This window comes from Thermostichus lividus PCC 6715, assembly GCF_002754935.1.
Classification (GTDB): Bacteria; Cyanobacteriota; Cyanobacteriia; order Thermosynechococcales; family Thermosynechococcaceae; genus Thermosynechococcus; species Thermosynechococcus lividus.
This window is the reverse complement of the sequence record NZ_CP018092.1, coordinates 2,345,913-2,363,236: the sequence shown is the minus strand read 5'-3', so window position 1 is coordinate 2,363,236 and position 17,324 is coordinate 2,345,913. Positions and strand designations below refer to the sequence as shown.

The 17,324-nt window shown below is 54.7% G+C and carries 18 protein-coding genes; 8 read left to right on the top strand and 10 right to left on the bottom strand.

Annotated elements, in window-relative coordinates:
- Positions 1 to 24: 24 nt before the first annotated feature.
- From BRW62_RS14190 to BRW62_RS14185, 3 genes are read left to right on the top strand one after another with little or no spacing between them, the layout of a single operon-like run.
- Complete coding sequence (locus tag BRW62_RS14190) at positions 25 to 252, top strand: hypothetical protein (protein ID WP_227517404.1); 228 nt, start codon at positions 25 to 27, stop codon at positions 250 to 252.
- A complete protein-coding gene (locus BRW62_RS11465) occupies positions 231 to 2,249 on the top strand; it encodes a chemotaxis protein CheA (RefSeq protein WP_227517403.1) in 2,019 nt (672 codons plus the stop codon). Before BRW62_RS14190 ends, BRW62_RS11465 begins: the two co-directional genes overlap by 22 nt.
- Positions 2,250 to 2,254: 5 nt before the next feature.
- Entirely contained in the window at positions 2,255 to 2,611 is a 357-nt protein-coding gene (locus BRW62_RS14185) for a response regulator (RefSeq protein WP_237269103.1), read from the top strand.
- Between the two features lies 1 nt (position 2,612).
- Here BRW62_RS14185 and BRW62_RS11460 read toward each other — a convergent pair whose 3' ends face one another.
- From BRW62_RS11460 to BRW62_RS11435, 7 genes are all read right to left on the bottom strand, one after another.
- A complete protein-coding gene (locus BRW62_RS11460; protein WP_099799531.1) occupies positions 2,613 to 3,542 on the bottom strand; it encodes an NAD(P)H-dependent glycerol-3-phosphate dehydrogenase in 930 nt (309 codons plus the stop codon).
- Between the two features lie 18 nt (positions 3,543 to 3,560).
- On the bottom strand, positions 3,561 to 3,821 hold the full coding sequence (locus BRW62_RS11455; RefSeq protein WP_198406033.1) for a hypothetical protein: 261 nt from the start codon (positions 3,819 to 3,821) through the stop codon (positions 3,561 to 3,563).
- Positions 3,822 to 4,013: 192 nt separating this feature from the next.
- On the bottom strand, positions 4,014 to 4,874 hold the full coding sequence (locus BRW62_RS11450) for a DUF6671 family protein (RefSeq protein ID WP_099799529.1): 861 nt from the start codon (positions 4,872 to 4,874) through the stop codon (positions 4,014 to 4,016).
- On the bottom strand, positions 4,867 to 5,640 hold the full coding sequence (locus tag BRW62_RS11445) for an ABC transporter ATP-binding protein (protein WP_099799528.1): 774 nt from the start codon (positions 5,638 to 5,640) through the stop codon (positions 4,867 to 4,869). The genes BRW62_RS11450 and BRW62_RS11445 overlap by 8 nt, the downstream gene beginning before the upstream one ends.
- A gap of 55 nt (positions 5,641 to 5,695) precedes the next feature.
- Positions 5,696 to 6,370, bottom strand: coding sequence for a serine hydrolase (locus BRW62_RS14180; RefSeq protein WP_227517401.1), 675 nt, complete (start codon positions 6,368 to 6,370; stop codon positions 5,696 to 5,698).
- A complete protein-coding gene (locus BRW62_RS14175) occupies positions 6,342 to 6,689 on the bottom strand; it encodes a hypothetical protein (RefSeq protein WP_227517400.1) in 348 nt (115 codons plus the stop codon). The genes BRW62_RS14180 and BRW62_RS14175 overlap by 29 nt, the downstream gene beginning before the upstream one ends.
- 4 nt (positions 6,690 to 6,693) lie before the next feature.
- Positions 6,694 to 7,464, bottom strand: coding sequence for an RNA methyltransferase (locus BRW62_RS11435; protein ID WP_227517399.1), 771 nt, complete (start codon positions 7,462 to 7,464; stop codon positions 6,694 to 6,696).
- Positions 7,465 to 8,426: 962 nt separating this feature from the next.
- On the opposite strand from BRW62_RS11435, the gene petM reads away from it, so the two are divergent.
- Together petM and BRW62_RS15375 are read left to right on the top strand one after the other, a co-directional pair.
- Positions 8,427 to 8,528 (top strand): cytochrome b6-f complex subunit PetM, encoded by a 102-nt coding sequence (petM, locus tag BRW62_RS11430; RefSeq protein WP_099799527.1) that lies wholly within the window; start codon positions 8,427 to 8,429, stop codon positions 8,526 to 8,528.
- A 128-nt stretch (positions 8,529 to 8,656) separates the two neighbouring features.
- Positions 8,657 to 9,124: an RNA-guided endonuclease InsQ/TnpB family protein gene (locus BRW62_RS15375; RefSeq protein WP_198406265.1), complete on the top strand. Its 468-nt coding sequence runs from the start codon at positions 8,657 to 8,659 to the stop codon at positions 9,122 to 9,124.
- Between the two features lie 172 nt (positions 9,125 to 9,296).
- On the opposite strand, the gene BRW62_RS11420 is transcribed toward BRW62_RS15375, so the two are convergent.
- Positions 9,297 to 10,208, bottom strand: coding sequence for an AEC family transporter (locus tag BRW62_RS11420; protein WP_198406032.1), 912 nt, complete (start codon positions 10,206 to 10,208; stop codon positions 9,297 to 9,299).
- Positions 10,209 to 10,274: 66 nt separating this feature from the next.
- On the opposite strand from BRW62_RS11420, the gene BRW62_RS11415 reads away from it, so the two are divergent.
- The 3 genes from BRW62_RS11415 to BRW62_RS11405 all read left to right on the top strand — a co-directional run bounded on the left by BRW62_RS11415 (position 10,275) and on the right by BRW62_RS11405 (position 15,318).
- Positions 10,275 to 10,688: a pentapeptide repeat-containing protein gene (locus BRW62_RS11415; RefSeq protein ID WP_099799525.1), complete on the top strand. Its 414-nt coding sequence runs from the start codon at positions 10,275 to 10,277 to the stop codon at positions 10,686 to 10,688.
- A gap of 156 nt (positions 10,689 to 10,844) precedes the next feature.
- Positions 10,845 to 11,546 (top strand): ribulose-phosphate 3-epimerase, encoded by a 702-nt coding sequence (gene rpe, locus BRW62_RS11410; RefSeq protein WP_099799524.1) that lies wholly within the window; start codon positions 10,845 to 10,847, stop codon positions 11,544 to 11,546.
- A gap of 43 nt (positions 11,547 to 11,589) precedes the next feature.
- Entirely contained in the window at positions 11,590 to 15,318 is a 3,729-nt protein-coding gene (locus BRW62_RS11405; protein ID WP_099799523.1) for a sensor domain-containing protein, read from the top strand.
- A gap of 10 nt (positions 15,319 to 15,328) precedes the next feature.
- Here BRW62_RS11405 and dacB read toward each other — a convergent pair whose 3' ends face one another.
- Together dacB and BRW62_RS11395 are read right to left on the bottom strand one after the other, a co-directional pair.
- A complete protein-coding gene (gene dacB, locus BRW62_RS11400) occupies positions 15,329 to 16,720 on the bottom strand; it encodes a D-alanyl-D-alanine carboxypeptidase/D-alanyl-D-alanine endopeptidase (RefSeq protein WP_198406031.1) in 1,392 nt (463 codons plus the stop codon).
- The gene (locus BRW62_RS11395; protein ID WP_227517398.1) at positions 16,701 to 17,231 is read right to left on the bottom strand and encodes a GNAT family N-acetyltransferase; all 531 of its coding nucleotides are present in this window, start codon (positions 17,229 to 17,231) and stop codon (positions 16,701 to 16,703) included. The genes dacB and BRW62_RS11395 overlap by 20 nt, the downstream gene beginning before the upstream one ends.
- Positions 17,232 to 17,324 lie beyond the last annotated feature (93 nt).

Here is a 17,324-nt window from a genome sequence, read left to right as displayed (position 1 = left end):
TGGCAATGCGTGGGACGGTGCGCTATGACCCTAAATGCTGCAGAATTGGATGCCATTACCCAAGAAGCCCGTAATTGCTTTCTCTACGAGGATGCCCCAGAGTACCTACTGCTTTTAGAGCAGTGGGCAGAGCAGGTTGCGGCAGACCCGCAGCGCCGCTATAGCCCCGACGACTACAACACGCTGATGCGAGCGGCACACTCCCTCAAGGGGGGGCAGGCATTGCCCAGTTGGCAGAGCTACAGGAGCTAACCCATCGTCTTGAGGATGTGCTTGAAGCCCTCAAAGACAATCAGATGGGCGATCGCCCCCGTGCCCACCAATTATTGCTGCAAGGCATTGAGCAAACCCATGAGCTACTGGAGGCAGCAAAACAGCAGCGGCCAGTGACACCCACCCCGCAACGGCAGGCACTACTCGCTGGCTTGGCGGAACTGTTGCAAACCGTCCCCCCGCCTGCGACGACTGCGCCCCTCTCTGGGGGAGATCTCCAGAGTGCCCTAACGAACGACCTAGACGCCTGCTTACAGGGTTTAGAAGTCAGCACCACCGATGCCGAGCGCGAGGAAGCGTTTATGGCTCTAGTGAGGACAGCCCAAACCCTCGGCGATCGCCATCAGGTACCTTGGCTCAGCCAATTGGCCGCAGAACTCCCCAATCTAGTGGCGGAAATGCCCTTGGCAGAATTAGTGCCCGCGGTCATTGCGGAATTTCGCCAACTGCGAGAGGCAGAGCTAACCAAATTAGCTGCCGCCGCTCCTCCTCCCCCGCCAACGGTGCCGCAGCCAGACGAGTTTTATGTGCGCATTCCGGTAAGCAAGTTAGATCGGCTGGGCAACACCGTCAGTGAGCTGCTCATTGGTCAAGAGCGGTTAACCCTCTACCAGCAGCAATTTTCCCAGACAAACCGCCAACTGAAGCGCCGTATTGAACAATTCCGTCCGATTCGGGATCAGGTGCAGACCGTTTACGATCGCTTGGCCACGCCCCTTGCGGCGCGGGGAATGGTTAGCCATGGCCATGAAACGCATGATTTTGATGCGTTGCAATTTGACCGTTATACGGAACTGCACACCACCCTCCAAGACTTTCAGGAATTACTGGCGCGGATTCAAGAGATCGGGGCAGACATTGACCTGCTCAACCGCGACCTCCAAGAAGCCCTCGATCTGGGGCGGCAACACCTGAATAATCTCTACAGTGAACTGACAGACTCACGCCTTGTTCCCTTTCGCCAGTTAGCCGAGAAATTTATCACGGCTGTGCAAACCCTTGGCGATCGCCACCAGAAACCTGTGCAACTGGTGATTGAAGGGGGGGACACCTTAGTCGATCAAGTGATTTTGCAGCAATTGAAAGCTCCGCTCACCCACTTAGTCCGCAATGCCTTTGACCATGGTCTAGAACCTCCCAATGAGCGCCAAGCGAGGGGCAAGCCCAGCATGGGTACCATCTATCTGCGGGCAAAGCTGCGGGGTAATGCAGTGGAGATTCAAGTGGCCGATGATGGCCGTGGCATTGATCTGCAGCGGGTACGGCAAAAAGCAGTGGCGCTCAATCTCTGCCCCATTGAAAAAATGCCAGAGCTTAGCCGTGAGCAAATCCTTGAGTTCCTCTTTTTGCCGGGTTTCTCAACGGCTAAACAGGTGAGCGACCTCTCGGGACGGGGCGTGGGGCTGGACGTGGTTCGCGAGCAAGTGCAGCGATCGCGCGGCAGCATTAAGGTTACCACTGAGCCGCAGCAGGGCACGACCTTTACCCTGACTCTGCCGTTGACCCTGAGCATTTTGCCGATGGTGCTGTGTCAGGTTGGCGATTTAACCTTGGCCATTCCTGATTTGAGTATTCGCGAAGTCATTGCCCTCAAAGAGTACACCGATATTCATCAACCGAGTGCCACCATTCGCTGGCAAGGGCAAAGTGTCCCCCTCTATCCGCTGCACAGCTTCTTGCCCTACCAACGCCCCACGACTGCCCCGCTACAACCGTTGGGGGTGGGGGTTGTGGTGGATGTTGCAGGGCAACCCGTTGCCTTAGGGGTGAACTACCTCATTGCTGAGCGGGAACTGGTGGTCAAGCCCTTTGATCAGACGGTGCCCGTCCCCCCCTACATTATGGGGTGTACGGTGCTAGGCAGCGGTGAGGTGGTGCCTGTTCTTGCGCCCGATAATTTTACGGCGCTGCTGGCAACTCCTGCTCCCCTGCAGTTCCCAGTGAGCCTCCGGCACGACGCACCACTCCCCAAGTGATGATTGTGGATGACTCTATTGCGGTGCGGCGGCTATTGGATCGGGTGTTGCGTCAAGCTGGCTACGAAGTCGTGCAATGTCGCGATGGCAAAGAAGCCCTAGAGACGTTGCTGGGGCAAGGGCAAGAGGTTGACTTGGTCATTACCGATGTAGAAATGCCGCGCTTAGATGGTTATGGCTTACTCGAGGCAATTCGCACCGCAGCACCGCTGCAACACCTGCCCGTAACGATGTTAACCTCGCGGGGGGGCGATCGCCATCGCCAGAAAGCACTGCAATTGGGTGCCAATGGTTATATTACAAAACCCTTCCAGCCCCAAGCCATGCTCGAAACGGTGGCGCAACTTCTTGGGAAGCGCTGATCTAGCAGGGGGTAGTTTCAGGCTTGAAGGGTCGCTCTAGGAGATGGGTGAGAGCCGCTTGGGGGGTGAGTTGCTCTTGGAGCACTGCTGCCACCATTGCGGTAATGGGTATCTCTAGGCCGTGGTGCTGAGCGTACCGATACAACACAAGCGCGGTATTGACCCCTTCTGCGGTGCCATGGGTTAGCTCTAAGGCTTGGGGCAGGGATTTTCCTTGGCCGAGGTGCCACCCCACCTGATAATTGCGGCTGAGGGAGCTGGTACAGGTGGCCAAGAGATCCCCGAGTCCAGATAGGCCATAAAATGTTGCCGCTTCCCCTCCCCAGTGACAGCCAACCCGTACCATTTCCACTAGGCCACGGGTAATTAGGGCGGAGCGGGCATTAACCCCTAAGCCTAAGCCATCGTTGACCCCGCAGGCGATCGCGATGACATTTTTGAAAATGCCACCCATTTCAACCCCGCGCCGATCCTCATTGCTGTAGAGCCGAAACGTGGCACTGCCGAGCAAGTCCTGTACCTGCTTGGTAGCGGTGGCTTGACCGCCAACCACCGCTGCTGCCGGTAACCCCTGTTGAATTTCTGCCGCTAAGTTCGGCCCAGATAGCACCACCAGCGCTTGATTGGGGCAGTAGGTTTGCCAGATGTCTGCTGCGGTGGAAACGGTTTCTGCCTCCAGTCCTTTGGTGGCACTGACAAGAATAACATCCGGACTCGGCTGTAGAGCCGCCACCCGCTGGGCAACGTCGCGCACTGCCTTGATGGGCAACGCCGATACAAGGAGGTCTATATTGTCTAGGAGGTCTTTCCCTAGCGCTCCTTGCGATCGCCCCCACAAGCGCACAGCACATCCCTGTTGTCTAAACAGATAGGAGAGTGTTTGTCCCCAACTACCTAAACCAAGAATGAGTACAGAGGAATGGGGGTGCATGAAAACAGTTGTCGTCCCTTAGGGAGTCACCGTTGAGTTTTGGAATTGCTCCCGCTGCCGCTGCCGAAACGCTTCGGCTTCAGAGCTAAGATTTTCCATTTGATCTGCAGCAATTTCGTTGGGATCGCGGCCATCGAGCAGCCGCAGCCGATTCATTAAGCCCGGCACCGAAAAATTGGAGTTTTGACTGGGGTTGAGGATAGAGTTGAGGTCTCCACTCCCCGAGTCATTTTGCTGCCAACCGTCCATGGGGTTGTTGGTGGGCCGGATCTGAGCCATAACAACACCACACACACTCAAGCTGAGCAACGCAAAGGGCGCAACTGGTAAAAAGGTGACGCTTCATCTATAGTACTCCTCACGATCCATGTAAGCGGGTGACGACGGGCAGAGCATTCAGGTGCCAGAACGCATCCAAGGGCTGTTGAGGATGGCACTGAAGAAATGCTGCAATTATAGCAAGTTCTTGGCCTAGGGATTACAAAAGTAGCACTGACTTGGGTCGGCCAGAGGTTCTTGAGTCGGGACGCTGAGGACGTGAGCGCAGCGTTGGCAGCGGTAGCGGACTGCTTTGGTCTGGCTAGTTGGTGCACCACACAGGGCGCAGGGGCGACCGGGGATAGTTTCTGTTGCGACAAAGCCGGGCAGACCACACTGGGGGCAACCCTGTTGCATGGCCTTGACCAGTTCAGCGGTGGCGCTGGCAATCACGCCCATGCGGGTTGGGTTCATGTGGGCGCGCATATCGGTTTCTAGGTGGAGGCGGCCATCCGGGCTATGCGGGTGTAGCGCCGCGATCGCTGCTTCAAGTTCCTCCACAGTTTTAATGCCCTTAAAAATCGGCGTATTCGGTATTGGGTCAGAGCTGACCATGGCAATTAAGCCATGGCTGGGAAACCCCACCGTTTTGGCAAAGGTTAAGGCATCAGACAGGCTGCGGATGGTGGCATGGCTAAAGTTAGTGTCTAGGGAGATGACCTCCCCCCACAACTTTAGATCGTGGAGACGATCCACAAGCAGCACCAGCTCGCGATCGCCCGGGACTAAGGGACACTGGGGATGGGGGCCAAAACTCCCCTCACTGGCGATCGCCAAATCAGCCCCCGTTTCAGATAGCACCAAGTTGGCTTTTGCTTCAGCAGCCTCCTCTTGAGTACCGCAGCGGGGGCGATCGCGGCTAAAGGTGCCAAACTGATCCGTATCAATGGCGGCTGCCACCTCGACTTGGATTCCCAGTGCCGCAAGCGCTGGGGCAATCACCTGCTCCTTGCCATGCTTTGTGGCTAGAATGGCGGTTCGTCCGTGAAAGTAAGCGGTTGTGTCCTTAAACATCACCACCCAAGTACGCCTCAATGACCTTGGGATCATTTTTAACCCGGAGGGGGTCACCTAGGGCAATCAGTTGACCAAAATCCAGCACGGCGATGCGATCGCAGAGATTCATCACTAAGGGAACATGGTGCTCAATTACGATCACCGTTAACTGAAATGCCTCGTGCAGACGGTCAATCAATTCGCACAGTGCTTGCTTTTCAGCCGGATTCATCCCCGCCGCTGGTTCATCCAGCAACAGTACCTTCGGTTGCAAGGCCAGAGCACGAGCAATTTCAAGGCGGCGCTGCTCTCCGTAGGGTAAATTGCCGGCCAATTCATCGCGGCGATCGTAGAGACCCAGCCAGTATAAAAGCTCAGTGGCGCGATCGGCCAAGCGGCGCTGCTGTTGTTGCACCGCAGGAGTGTTCAGCAGATTGGCCCAAAACTGCGTTGAGCCGTGGCGATGCTGCCCCAGCCGCACATTCTGCCACACCGTCATCTCCTTAAACAGGCGAATATTCTGAAACGTACGGGCAATCCCCAAGGCGGCAATCTGGTGGGGGGGCGCATGGGTCAACCGCTGCTGCTGAAAGTAGATGTCGCCACTAGTGAGGGGAATCAGCCCCGTGAGCAGATTAAAGAGGGTGGTTTTGCCCGCACCATTGGGGCCAATAATGCCAAAAATTTCCCCCTCTTCAACCGTCAGCGATACCCGATCCACGGCCTTCAGGCCACCAAAGGTACGGCTGACCTCTCTAAGGGTCAGGACGGCTGCCCCACTCATGGCTGCGGCGGTGTTTTTTCAAAGGCTTGGTAGGCTAAGCGCGACACTTGACGGATCAGCTCACTACCTTGGGGTCATTGTAGGGGCGCTTGACCATCATGGCGGCAACATAGCGTTGACCGTTGGGCATATCCACCATGCCAGCATCCCCCACGACGGTGCCAATGTCACCTGTTTTATGGGCAATGGTGGCACCTGGGCCAATGCCAGCCGGTAGCAGCGTGTTGGTAACCGTGCGGCGCATAATATCGAGGAGGCGATCGCGACTGCGGGGAGAGACCAGTTCCCCTTGGCCAATCTTCAGCATTAGGGTAGCTAAATCCCGAGGGCTGGTGGTGTTGGTGCCCTCCATATCCGGCAGCAGATTATTGATCACTGTATTCTTTAAGCCCCACTCCTGAAACTGTTGGTTGAGCACGGCGGCACCCCCTAGGCGATCGATCAGCATATTGGTGGCGGTGTTGTCACTGATGGTAATCATCAAGTCGGCCACTTCTAGGGCTGGATACTGGGAGTTGGGTTTTTGGTACTGTAAGGTTCCTGCCTCCGGCGCAATTAAATCGGGTCGCATGGTCAGGCGCTCACTCAGGCTAATGCGGTTCTCATCCACTGCTTTGAAAAAGGCCACCAGAATTGGAATCTTAATGGTTGAGGCGGCAGGAAAGACATCGTCACCACCGACGTTCAGTGCTGCACCGGAGTCAAGGTTGAAAAAGTACAAACCCAGCACTGAGTTTGGGTTGACGGGTCACTAACTGCTGAATCTTTTGCTGCAAATTCCCTAAGGGGCGCTCCGGCGGTAGATCAGCGTTGGTCACATCGGGGGCGATCGCCTGCGCAGCAACCGTGTCTAAGGAGAGTTCCCGCGGTTGCAGGATGGACAGCAGCGTGCCAACAATAGCCGCAAGGGCAACGACGCTCACCCCAAAGCGAAAGCTGATCAGCAATAGGTTAGGGCGAGGATGGGGTGGCGACGACGGTGCAGAAGTATAACGGGGGAGTGAGGAAAGGTTAGACTGTTGAACCATCGATCGATACCGTGCAACCATGCCACTACTGTAAAGGGAATGTGTCTGATTTTGTGGGGGAAGGCTGACCAATCGCCCATTCCAATTGCCGTACCATCCCCCGCAGCAGAGCCACTTCTGCCTCTGTTGGGTAAGCACGGCCCAGGAGCGATCGCACCTTTTCCATGCGACGGGCTGCCGTATGGGGGTACAAAAAACCAACCCTGAGCAATAGCTGCTCTAAGTGGTCGTAGAACCCTTGCAACCGCTCAAATGTGACGGCAGACTCCTGATCGGAAGTTCCCGCTGGGTTGCTGGCAGCGCACCACAATTCATAGCAACATACGGCCACAGCCTGGGCCAGATTCAAAGATGGGTAGAGGGTTGCTGTGGGAATGCGAATGAGTCCTTGGGCTAAGGCGAGTTCCTGATTCGTTAAGCCGCGATCCTCGCGACCAAAGATGAGCGCAGCGGTACCGGTACCTAACAGTTGCGGTGCGCCCTCGCGCGGTGGCCAGCAGGGAAGGGCTAAATCGGCAACATCACGGCCAACGGTAGCAAAAATCCGCTGGCACCCTTTTAAGGCAGTGTCTAGGCAATCGGTAATCGTAGCTTGGGTGAGCACCTCTTTTCCATGCACTGCCCAGCGATAGGCCAGCTCACTGTGGGGGCAGCAGCGGGGACTCACAATCCATAACTGCTGTAACCCCATATTTTTCATTACCCGAGCTACGCTGCCGATATTGATATCACCGTTGGGTTCGACAAGAACAATGCGCACCCCAGCAAGCCGCTGGACAGCAGAAGAGTTCAACAAAATATTGCTTCCCTTGGCATCGATTTTTACCAAGCAGCGCCGTAAAGACCTGCCCTTTAGGGCGGGGATTTGACTTCTCCCCTCCTTGAAAGAGAGGGGATTCCCAAAGGATGCTACGCAACGGGCTGAAGCCGCGTTGCTTCGCTTTTCCCTTGAGCTGTCACCCACAATTTAATGCGGGTGGGAGCAGTCAAAGACCCCCTACTCACCTCAAGCATCTCTGCTATTGGGACTACGTTTATGTTTCGGTTCGTGGTTTCGCGCTTTTCAACACTAGCCAGTTCGATACGCTCAACATCCTGCCATTGCTTGCAGTGGTTTAGGCTTGCCGCCAAAGCGGTAGTGACTTACGTGCCGGGATTTCTCCGTACTAGGATGTTTCTTCGCGTAGTTGATACGCCTACTTTCCACGTCTCTAGTTTAACACATAGAGAGGGCTAAAGCCCCCTAGTTGGCTGTATCCCCTCGCTAAAGCGGAGGGGTTTTAGCCCGCCCACATCACTCCTATAAGGCGCTTTTGCTTTGATGAAAGACTTGCACGCAAAGCGAGATCGTGGTACACCGCCATTATAGCGGGAGGGTAGTCAACCGCTCTAAAAACCCAACAGTCAAACGACTGAATACAACCTCAATAGGTTTGTGTTTGTTTGCAACGAAGCCCACGACGTGGGCTACGGTACCTTAGGGCATAAGGGAACCGCTCCGAAAGGAGGAACGCTTGGGGAGAGATGCACCTCTGCTTTAGAGGGGCAACCTGATGAAGTAAGTGCGCTCGTGGAACCAAGAACAAGAATCCTCAGCCTTTAGGCTGGGGAGTATGTCAAAATCCTGATGGTACACGGACAGCGAGGCCGACTGTCTTAGTCTTTTGCGAGCCACATTCAGCAACACCCCACTAGAAGACCGAGAATGTCCCCAAATTGGCTACAATGGGTTCTTGTTCACTAGAGCCTTGCAATCCTATGGCAGAAGAAATTTTTAACACCGCAGTCATTTCCTTCACCCTTGTTCTTGTCGGCCTAGGGGCGGGCTACCTGCTACTGCGCCTAACCCCCGACGATTAGCTGTTCTAGACGGGAAGCCCCGCGCTGTACGTGCTAGGGTCAGCGTCGGGATGAGAGTCGCGTGAGCCGTAGGCGAACAATTTGATTGATGACATGGCAAACCTATCTAACCGTGTTATTATGGTCGTATTACTGCGATAAAGGTTCATGTTAAGAGCGTCAAGGTTAGACTCTATTCCACGATTGAACAGCAGACGCATCTAGCTCAAGCGTTCGGTTGGGCGCGATGGGTTTGGAATCAGTCCCTTGCAACACTCTCTCAGACCTACAACGAGACAGGGAAAGGTCTTTCTGCTTACGACATGAAAAAGCAGATTCCGCTCTGGAAGTTGGAGCACCCGTGGCTCAAGGAATGCTACTCTCAACGCCTCCAGTCGTCGGTGCTAAATCTATCTAGGGCGTTCATTAACTTTTTTGATGGCCGAGCTCAATATCCAAAGTTCAAGACTCGCCACGGTCGGCAGTCTCTCCAGTATCCTGCAAACGTCAAACTGCTCAGCGCTGCAGAGATTAAGTTCCCCGGAAAGCTTGGCGTTGTTAAAGCTAAGGTGCATCGCGACGTTGTTGGACAGCTTAAAACCGTAACCCTAATCTAAGATGCCGGATGGGCGATACTCTGCGTCTCTGCTGATAGATGACGAAGTTGAACAGCCAAAAGCAAGCAGTAAACTACTCCCTGCTTTAGCTGGGAGTAGTTTACTTCCTTGCAAGGGTCATACGAGTGATAGTTCATGCGGCCAAGGGACGTCTCCTGCCACAGTCAGTTGCCTAGGAACCAAATAGCAATAGCCATAGGGGTAATAGTGGCACTAACACCAGCAGACTCACCATGATCAGACTCGCGGCAAACGGGCGGTCTAAACGATAGACATCTGCCAGCACAAGGGTCATAAAGGCAGGGGGCATACCCGCTTGCAAGACGATCCCCAAACGAGGTAAACCATTAACCCCTACAAGGGTCAGCCCTATCCCTAACAGTAGGGGCACCAGAAACATCTTGATACTTAAACAGGGAATAATGCGCCGCCAGTCCATGTGTAGGTTTGTTTCCCCAAGGCACATTCCCATATAGACCAGTCCCGCCAAAACCATGAGCCACGCCACGGCCAGTAGTCCTTGATGGGCGATCGCCGGCAAGGGATAGTTCCGTAGCGCCAACCCCAACCCCACACACCAAAGCGTTGGATTGCGGCCAATATGCCAAAGCAGCTTCGGCACGGACACATGCGTTTGACCAAAGCTAGCGGCCAAGCCAATACCGGCACTGTAAGAAATTAGCAAAGAACCCAGCAGATCGTAAAATAAAGCCCAACTAAAATGACTGCTCCCCAGTAGTTGCCATGTAATTGGATAACCAATAAAACCGGTATTACCGACCATCGTTGCCAACAGAAAACTACCTGACCCTTGGCGAGTGTGGCAGGGGTGCCACCGTAACCATAGCCACGCCACACCAACACCTAGACCCATCCCTGCCCATGCCATTAAGGGAGCCAAGCTACTACTTCCGGTCAAGGGGGTTGTGAGAATGAAACTTAAGGCACAGAGGGGAGCACCCACCCAAAACAACCCTTGAGCCAGCCAACCTGTTGTTGTGGCAGGCACAAACCGCACACCAATATAGCCCGCCCCCATGCAGAAGAAAATTAACCCATAGAGTCGGGCAAGGGTAGGTAACAAGACTGAATCGACTATAGCCTAAAGGTCGCGCTACAATTAAAGAATAACTATAATACCAAGTTTAGAATGACCGGTTCTGCCGAGCGGCCTGTTAATTCCTTAGATGCCCATGGTTTTCTGAACCGCTATGCCCCCGCAATTATTAACCAAAAGAAAGCGGCGGAACTGATCAAGGAGTATGCTGCTGGTCGTCGTGACTTTCGCCACTACGATCTACGGGGGGTAACCCTCGAGGATGTCAACCTTTCAGGGATTGATCTGAGCGGAGCAGATTTATCTACTGCTAGTTTGACTAATGTTGACCTGAGTGATGCAAAACTCATTGAAGCAAAATTGATTAATGCTGAGCTAACAAATGTCCAATTGCGGCAAGCCAATCTCAGTCGTGCCAGTTTCAGAGGGGCAACCCTAACCCATACCTCCCTATTAACCGCCACCCTGCGAGGTACTGTGCTGCCGAATGGTCGCACCTCAGGGTAAGCCTCTAGGCAAGGCTCCACAAACCAACTTTAAGCAAGTTTTTTTTTGGCTAGAAGTTCGTCACAGGGAACTAGCCGCAAAAGGAGTTGCCCTAGGGGCGATCGAGGGCTAAACTAGTAGCAACTGTTACCTTAAATCTACGGACGCCGACCTACCATGAGTGCTAAGCCCGTTGTGATTGCGCCCTCAATTTTGTCTGCTGACTTTAGCCGTTTGGGCGAGGAAATTGAAGCCGTCGATCGCGCGGGTGCCGACTGGATTCATGTGGATGTGATGGACGGTCGCTTTGTTCCGAATATTACCATTGGGCCGTTAATTGTCGAAGCAATTCGTCCCCTCACCCAGAAGCCCCTCGATGTGCACTTGATGATTGTTGAGCCGGAAAAATACGTGGCTGACTTTGCCAAGGCCGGTGCCGACATTATCTCTGTGCACGCAGAGCACAACGCTTCGCCCCACTTGCACCGCACCCTGTGCCAAATTCGTGAATTAGGTAAGCAAGCTGGGGTGGTTCTCAATCCCTCTAGCCCGCTAGACCTCATTGAGTATGTCCTTGAGGTGTGCGATCTCATCTTGATTATGAGTGTGAACCCAGGGTTTGGCGGCCAGAAGTTTATTCCAGCGGTTCTGCCGAAAATTCAACGGTTGCGGCAAATGTGTGAAGACCGGGGCTTAGATCCATGGATTGAGGTCGATGGCGGTCTGAAGGTTGATAATACATGGCAGGTGCTAGAGGCGGGAGCCAATGCCATTGTGGCAGGTTCAGCCGTGTTTAATGCTCCAGATTATGCGGCGGCGATCGCCGGCATTCGCAATAGCAAACGTCCTAGCCTTGAAAATATTCCAGTACTGCAGTGACATACTCCCGACTCCGACCGCACAGCGGTGCGGACTCTAAGCCATGCTCATCGGCGAATTTGAACATTTTACAGAGCTACTGGTCAACTACACAGATGATCTGATTTGTCTGCACGAACCCAACGGCTGCTATCTCTACGTTACGCCCTCCAGTGAACGGCTCTTGGGGTATCGTCCCGATGAACTCGTTGGTCAAAGTCCTTACCGGTTTTTCCATCCCGATGACGTGGAGCGCATTCGCAGTGGTGCCCATGCCTTGGCGCTGCAGGGGACAACAGAGCTAGTTGAGACCTACCGGATGCGCAAAAAAAATGGCTCCTACATCTGGCTTGAAACCCTGACTCATCCCATCTGCAATGAACAGGGAACACCCCTATTTTTGGTGACAACCTCCCGAGATGTGAGCCGCCGCAAGCAACTGGAACTGCAACTGCAAAGGAATCAGGAACTTCTTGAAACCTTTTTTGAGCAATCCCTCGAAGCCTGCTTTTTTATGATGTTGGATCAGCCCGTGCGCTGGGATGACACGGCGGACAAAGAGGCCATCCTTGAGTACGTCTTTGACCATCAACGCATTACGAAGGTGAATGCTGCTCTGGCTCAGCAATACCGCTGCTCTGAAGACCAACTGATTGGCTTGACCCCCCGTGACTGCTTTGGCCACGATCTGGAACTGGGAAAACGCCTGTGGCGTGCTTTGTTTGACTTGGGCAACTTCCACGCGGAGCTGGAGCTGTTTCGTCAGGATGGCTCATCCTTTTGGATTGAGGGGAATTATGTCTGTCTGTACAACGAACGGCAGGAAATTACGGGTCATTTTGCGGTGCAGCGGGACATTAGCGATCGCGTCCGGATACAGGCAGAACTGGCCCAAAAAACAGCAGAGCTAGAGTATTTCTTTAGTTCGTCGCTGGAACTATTTATGATTGCTGATACCGAGGGACGATTGCGGCGGGTCAATCAACACTGGTACACGCATCTGGGCTATGGCTTGAATACACTGCTGGGAGCTAGTTTTGAGCAGTTTATTCACCCCGCGGATCGCCCAAGGCACCGTGCTGTCGTGGCACAACTGTTGCAGGGAGAGTCTGTTTCTAAGCATCTTATTCGCCTGCGTACCGAGCAGGGGGAATATCGCTGGTATGAATGGGAAGGGGTATTGGGGCAACATCGCCTCTATGCTGCGGCGCGGGATGTGACGGAGGAACGCCAGTTTAACGATCGCCTGCAAGCGGCCTATAACCAACTCACCGATATTCTCGAAAGTATGTCGGATTACTTTTTTGAGGTGGATCACGACTTCCGCATCATCTACGTCAATGGTCGCTTTTGCCGTCTGCTGGCCAAGTCAGCGTCAGAGATTCTGGGGCAGTCTCTGTGGCAGGTGTGTCCCGATTGCCTGAATACACTTGTTGAAGAGCACTATCGTACTGCTGTGCGCCAGCAAACCCCCGTGCAGTTTGAGGCCTTCTACAGCAGTCTGAACCAGTGGCATATGGTGCGCGCCTTTCCTACCCGTCGGGGTCTGGCCGTCTTTCTTCAAGATATTACAACCCAAGTGACCTCCAGCCTCTCGCTACAACGGCGACAAACCCAAGCCGAGCTATTGCACCGCCTCACCCTGAAAATCCGCCAATCCCTTGATTTAGACACTGTACTCACGACTGCTCTGGCCGAAATCCGCGAATTACTGCGCATTGACCGCACGCTGATCTTTCAGTTTCACGCTGATGGCAGTGGCACCGTGGTGGCCGAATCGGTAGCCAAGCCAGAGTTTTCTTTGCACAACTGCGCCTTTCACGATCCCTGTTTTCACAAGAGCCACGCCCAGGCGTATCTAGAGGGACGTGTACTGGCGATCGCCGATATCGACACCGCCACCCTCACCCCCTGTCACCGTGAATTCCTAAAAGGTCTCTCAGTACACGCCAATTTAGTAGTGCCCATTATTCAGGAAGAGACCCTTTGGGGGCTGCTGCTGTGCCACCATTGCTCGGAGACCCGCCCTTGGGCACTTGATGAAATAGAACTGGTTCGGCAGTTGGGGGAACAGTTGGGGCTGGGGATCCATCGTGCTGAACTGGTGAGCGCCCTGCACCAGGAAAAAGATCGCTACCGCCGGGTGCTCGAGGCACAAACCGAACTCCTCTACCGCTGTACGCCGGCGGGGCGGCTCACCTTTGCCAATCCTGCGTTTTTCCGCTACTTGGCTCGATTTGATCTGAGCTGTGATTTGGGGGACGTGCTCCGCCACCCATTTGCTCCAGAGACTCAGCAGCGCTTTGAACACCACCTTGAGGCACTCACGCCCGATCAGCCCATCAGTACCCTTGAATGTGCTGTCAATCACACGGATGGCGGGGTGGAATGGTTTGAGTGGACAACTCGGGCGTTTTTTGATAGCCATGGGCGGTGCTTAGAGTATCAGTGCGTCGGTCGAGATATTAGTCGCCGTAAGTTAATGGAGGAGCGGTTGATTCATGATGCCCTCCACGATCGCCTTACGGGACTCCCGAACCGCGCCCTACTCAACGATCGCCTATTGCACTGCTGTCGCCAGTACCAACGCCATCGCGATCGCCCCTTTGCAGTCATTTTCATCGACGTGGATCGCTTCAAGCGCGTGAACGATAGCCTAGGGCATGCGGCGGGTGATCAGGTACTTATCACCCTTGCCCAGCGCATGCAAGCCGTTGTGCCGCAGGAGAATACCCTAGCACACCTAAGTGGCGACGAGTTTGTGGTGCTCTGCGAAGACCTTGACCCTAAACAAATGCACACTCAAGTGAATGAGCAGGTGCTGGCTCTGAAGCGGGTGATCCAGGAACCGTTGGTGATTGATGGCCATGTCCTGAGCCTCAGCGCCAGTATTGGTGTAGCGTTTAGCGATCGCGCCGATGCCTCCGCGGCCATGCTGCTGCGGGATGCCGATATCGCTATGTACCACGCCAAAAAACAGGGGCTAGGTCAATACCGGGTCTTTGCGCCGGAAATGCATCTGCAAGCCCAAAGCTGCTTTACCCTTGAAAGTCAACTCCAACAGGCGATCGCCAACAGTGAACTGCAGGTCTATTTCCAGCCCATTGTGCACCTAGAGACCGGCAAAATCGTTGGGCTAGAGGCTCTCAGTCGTTGGTTTGATCCCGAAAAAGGCGAAATTCCAGCGGCAGAGTTCATTACCTTAGCGGAGCAAGCGGGGTTAATTGTTGGCCTTGGCCGTCAGATTCTCGATCGCGCCATCAGTGAATTTAGCCAGTGGCAGCAGGCAGCCCCACAGCGCCATGCACTCACCCTAGCGATTAATATTTCGCCGCAGCAACTGGTTGATCCTGACTTTGTTAAGGATGTTACCCATGCCTTGAGCAAGGCGAACTTAGCGCCGCAACAGTTGCACCTAGAAATTACCGAAACGACGATGATTCGCAATTTAGAAGCAACCCTAGCGGTGGCAGAGCAACTCCAACAGTTAGGGGTAGCGCTCAACATTGATGACTTTGGCACCGGTTACTCGTCCCTGAGTCGGCTGCACCAGTTGCCTATTTACGCCCTGAAAATTGACCGCTCCTTTGTCGTGAACCTTGGGCACACCGCCGCTGCTGCCGAAATTATTGGCGCAGTCATCGCCTTAGGGAAAAGCCTCAACCTAAGAGTCGTTGCCGAAGGGGTGGAAACCGCCGCCCAAGCCGAGCAATTGCTGGCTCTGGGATGCTGCTGTGGTCAAGGCTACGCCTTCTATCCCCCCATGCCCCTAGGTGACATCCCCCAAGTTTGAGTCCCTCTTGCTACGGAGGGTCGCAATTAACCAGTTTGATCAGTTCCAGCACAATAGCATCAAGGCCATTACGCAGTTGAGGGATTGGGGTTCCGGCTTGATTGAGAACAATGCTAAAGGCCAAGGGCGGATGATTGGGAGGGTCGGCATAACCTGCCAAGGCCACCACCCCCCGCAGGGTGCCGGTTTTTGCCCAGACTCGTCCTTGGGCAGCGGTACCCTGAAAGCGATTGCGTAGGGTGCCTGACGTTGCGGCTAGGGGGAGCGATCGCCACCAGAGGGGATAATCTGGCCTGCGATAGACCCCTTGCAAAAGGGTCGTTAAGGCGTGCGGGGTGAGCCAGTTTTGGCGCGAGAGCCCGGAGCCATCCACTAAAACCACAGTGCCAAGCCCCTGTTGGTCCAGATACTGTTGGCGATACCCAGAACGCGCCTGCTCAAGGGCAACGTAAAGCATCTCGGCATAGAAATTATCGCTATCTTGGTTGATGGGGACAATAAGCTCGCCGATAGGAGGTGAGCCATGGCGCAGCAATACCTCTGGCAGATGATCCGTGGCCTCGATGAGGGTGGTGCCCTCAACGGTGATGCCTGCCGCCTGAAGTGCCTGTTCAATTTGCGCTTGGATGTAGGGAGCTGGCTGAGGGAGGGGCACGCGAATATCGCCCGCGGCGCTGCCCACATGCAGTTGACCGCGAATCGTGATCTGGCGATCGCCCACCTCCGCCTCAAGAAACTCTGGCTCACTGGTGGCGACGGTGCGGGTTTGATTCACAAGCTGCCACGAGCGGGCGGCAGTAGGTTGCCGCCATACTAAGGTCAGGGGTTGCCCCAACTGCTGGGGCAACGCATCCACCTCTAGGGCGTTTTGATTCACACTCAAGCGGGTGACCGCTGCTGCGTCGCCCATCTTCAGGTCTTCCAGCGCCCACGTTGGCTCAATCCATGTCTTCTGTGCTCCGGCAATTTCTAGAGTTTGAATGCGTTGCACCCCCTGCTGCGCTAAGGTACGGGCAATTTGCTGTAGGTCTTGGTCACTGAGGCTGGGGTCAAAGCCTCCTTGAACCCGCAACCGCTCAAGCTGGGGCGATCGCCCCGTGGCACTGATCACTGTTTCTAGGCGATAATTTGCGCCCCAATAGGCAAGAGCCGCCGCAGTCGTTGTCAGTTTGACGTTCGAGGCCACTAAAAACAGCTTGTCCGCTTGGTGGCTGTAGAGCACTGCCCCTGTCCCCAACACTTGCACCGCAATCCCCCACTGCCCGGGTTGCCACTGGGGCTGCTGCAGATGGCGCTCAATGGCAGTCCCTAACTCGGCAGGACAGATCGCCCTCGCCAGAGCGGGAGACCCTAGCCCCAGGGCGATCGCGGCAATTAGCCCCCTAGCAAGATACCGGTGCAATGGACACCACGGTATGGGAGCGCACATCCTTGACATAGACGCGATCGCAGCGTTGGGTTTCAACACCACTGGTGGGTTGGTAGCCTGCTTTCTCGTAAAGGTGCACTGCTGTGGTCATCACAGAGGCGGTTTCAATCCAAATGGTGCGATACCCCGCCCCTAGAATGGCCTGCTCGATATGGTGCAGCAAAAATGTGCCTAACCCCTGACCCCGTACCCGTGGATGCAGATACATTTTGCGAATTTCCACCGCCGCCTCCCCGCGCTCAATAGGGTAAAAGGCAATGGTGCCCACAATCTCCTGAGCCTGCTCGACGACCCAAAACTGCCCCCCACGACGCTGGTAGTAGTCTTCAACATGTACGACGTCACGATCCGCACCCTCCGGCTGCCAAGTGAGGCCAAATTCTGTGAGGACGCTTTGGATTAATTGAATCACCGCGGGGCGATCGTCCGACTGCCAGTGCCGCACCCTGCAGCCATTGCCATACTCGAGAAAAAACAGACTCAAGGAACGCTGCCTCCCGCTCAATGTTGAAAGTTTAACGATTCACCACCAAGCTCGCAAGTTGGTTTTGCTACAGTTTTACCCCCATCCCGCCAA

Coding starts and splice junctions, on each gene's coding strand:
- BRW62_RS11460 (WP_099799531.1), bottom strand. CDS start 3,542: ATGCACCCCCATTCCTCTGTACTCATTCTTGGTTTAGGTAGTTGGGGA.
- BRW62_RS11415 (WP_099799525.1), top strand. CDS start 10,275: ATGACCGGTTCTGCCGAGCGGCCTGTTAATTCCTTAGATGCCCATGGT.
- BRW62_RS11455 (WP_198406033.1), bottom strand. CDS start 3,821: ATGGCTCAGATCCGGCCCACCAACAACCCCATGGACGGTTGGCAGCAA.
- BRW62_RS11405 (WP_099799523.1), top strand. CDS start 11,590: ATGCTCATCGGCGAATTTGAACATTTTACAGAGCTACTGGTCAACTAC.
- rpe (WP_099799524.1), top strand. CDS start 10,845: ATGAGTGCTAAGCCCGTTGTGATTGCGCCCTCAATTTTGTCTGCTGAC.
- BRW62_RS11445 (WP_099799528.1), bottom strand. CDS start 5,640: ATGAGTGGGGCAGCCGTCCTGACCCTTAGAGAGGTCAGCCGTACCTTT.
- BRW62_RS14175 (WP_227517400.1), bottom strand. CDS start 6,689: ATGGTTGCACGGTATCGATCGATGGTTCAACAGTCTAACCTTTCCTCA.
- BRW62_RS14190 (WP_227517404.1), top strand. CDS start 25: ATGACCCTAAATGCTGCAGAATTGGATGCCATTACCCAAGAAGCCCGT.
- petM (WP_099799527.1), top strand. CDS start 8,427: ATGGCAGAAGAAATTTTTAACACCGCAGTCATTTCCTTCACCCTTGTT.
- BRW62_RS11450 (WP_099799529.1), bottom strand. CDS start 4,874: ATGTTTAAGGACACAACCGCTTACTTTCACGGACGAACCGCCATTCTA.